This is a genomic window from Bartonella sp. AD328YNZD, assembly GCF_042196425.1.
The window spans coordinates 1-1,749 of sequence record NZ_JBHIQG010000439.1; the positions used below are offsets into that span (position 1 = coordinate 1).

Here is a 1,749-nt window from a genome sequence, read left to right on the forward strand (position 1 = left end):
ACATGAAATCGCTACCTTGGCACCGTAGAATATGGGAGAAACTCCGTTATTATAAGGAGTTCAGAATATGGCTTTAGCTATTAAAACTATCCATAGGTTCTTCTTTGTTACGCATTCTGTATTCCCAAGCTATGTCCTGTTCATCTGTCCAAAGGAAAAAACCAAGACAAAAAGTGGTCTCAAGAGTTTTTTCTGGATTATTACATGAGGTATGTTCAACTACGATGGTTATAGGTTTTCTTAAACATGGTTTTTGTGGGTGTATGGTAAACCAAAGAGTCAATTTACTTTTGGCTTTTATACTAAAAAGATCAAAAAATCCCAAATGGTTAGGATCTAATTTGGGGTCTATTAAATCAATATGCTTTTCGCTTTTTAAAGCGATTTTCTTTCCATTTTCACGTTTTTTAGAATCTGAGATACCTTCGGTAGGATCTGGGTAGAGTGCTTCAGTAAATATAAATGGGTGTTTTTTAGGTATTTTGATGTGATTTATTTTGATTATTTGGTTTGTAGGATTGTAAATGGCTAATTCCAATTCAACTTCAAGGTCACTAGGATGCTTTGGAGACAGATGTTCAGAAACTGTACGTACAGTACAGTTTTGCAACTTTTGTCCTAAACATTTTTCTTTTTGTTCTTTGTAGCTTTTATACAAAACAAAAAGTAGAGAGAACGTACTAATGATTAAAGAAATACATTCATATGTTGTTGGTGTATCTTCCATATTTTTCTCAGCCCGCTTTCGGAAAAAAACACTTCTATAAAACACATTTTGTATGGAGCGGCGCGGTGAATAACACGATTCTTTGTTTTGATCTAGGTACGAAGATGGGGTGGGCGATACGTGGAGGGGACGGTAGTATCATAAGTGGTACCATTAATTTTTACTCCCGTCGTTTTGAAGGCGGTGGAATGCGTTACTTGCGTTTTAAACAATGGCTATCAGAAATAAAGCAGACAGCAGGTCAAATTGACGCGGTGTATTTTGAGGAGGTGAGGCGTCATGTTGGCACGGATGCAGCGCATGTTTACGGTGGTTTATTAGCAACATTAACGGCGTGGTGTGAACATCATCAGATACCGTATGAGGGGATACCGGTAAGTACTATTAAGAAAGCGACGACGGGGAAGGGGAATGCGTCGAAAGAAGAGATGATAGAGGCAATGTGTATTAAAGGACACAAGCCATGTGATGATAATGAAGCAGATGCTTTAGCAATTTTACATTTAGTTAAAGAAAGGGAGATCTCAAATGATGTCCAATAATAAAGTGGCGTTTGTAAAATTTAGTACAGATCAGTTTTTAAAAGATCTTATGGGATTAAAAGCGACCGAGAAGGCTGTTTATACAACACTTGTGTTGCTAATGAATGATAGGAAAGCGCCTCTTATAAATAATGCGTCTTATTTATCAAGTTGGTGTGGGTGTTCAATAAGAACGTTTCAAAAGACCTTAGAGACTTTAATAAGCACGGATCATATTACGCGTTTAGAGAATGGGTGCTTATGGCATAAGTCACTAGCTTTTGATTATAGCATTAGCAAATTTTCAGAGAGAGCTTCGAAAGCAGCTTTAGCAAGGTGGAGTAAGAAAAGAGAGGAGGCAATACATGTCAACTAAGTTGCCATGGACGAGGCTTTTTGCAGACAGATGGCTTCTTACTCTTGGTTTTTTGTCGCCGACCGAGAAATGTATCTATGTCATGTTGCGACTTCTAATGCTCCATACTGGTGAACCTATTTTAA

Annotated in this window: 3 protein-coding genes; 2 read left to right on the forward strand and 1 reads right to left on the reverse strand. The window is 37.6% G+C overall.

Annotation, left to right across the window (positions count from 1 at the left end; all coding sequences use genetic code 11):
• Positions 1–73: 73 nt before the first annotated feature.
• Positions 74–727 carry a hypothetical protein gene (locus ACFIO3_RS12620; protein ID WP_375608905.1) on the reverse strand — a complete coding sequence of 218 codons (654 nt, stop codon included), beginning with the start codon at positions 725–727 and terminating at the stop codon, positions 74–76.
• A 65-nt stretch (positions 728–792) separates the two neighbouring features.
• On the opposite strand from ACFIO3_RS12620, the gene ACFIO3_RS12625 reads away from it, so the two are divergent.
• Together ACFIO3_RS12625 and ACFIO3_RS12630 are read left to right on the forward strand one after the other, a co-directional pair.
• The gene (locus ACFIO3_RS12625; protein WP_375704570.1) at positions 793–1,269 is read left to right on the forward strand and encodes a crossover junction endodeoxyribonuclease RuvC; all 477 of its coding nucleotides are present in this window, start codon (positions 793–795) and stop codon (positions 1,267–1,269) included.
• Positions 1,259–1,624, forward strand: coding sequence for a DUF1376 domain-containing protein (locus tag ACFIO3_RS12630; protein WP_375640198.1), 366 nt, complete (start codon positions 1,259–1,261; stop codon positions 1,622–1,624). Before ACFIO3_RS12625 ends, ACFIO3_RS12630 begins: the two co-directional genes overlap by 11 nt.
• Positions 1,625–1,749: the final 125 nt, after the last annotated feature.

Bases quoted from the DNA above. Each gene is read 5' to 3' on its own strand.
- ACFIO3_RS12630 (WP_375640198.1), top strand. From the start codon at position 1,259: ATGTCCAATAATAAAGTGGCGTTTGTAAAATTTAGTACAGATCAGTTT.
- ACFIO3_RS12620 (WP_375608905.1), bottom strand. From the start codon at position 727: ATGGAAGATACACCAACAACATATGAATGTATTTCTTTAATCATTAGT.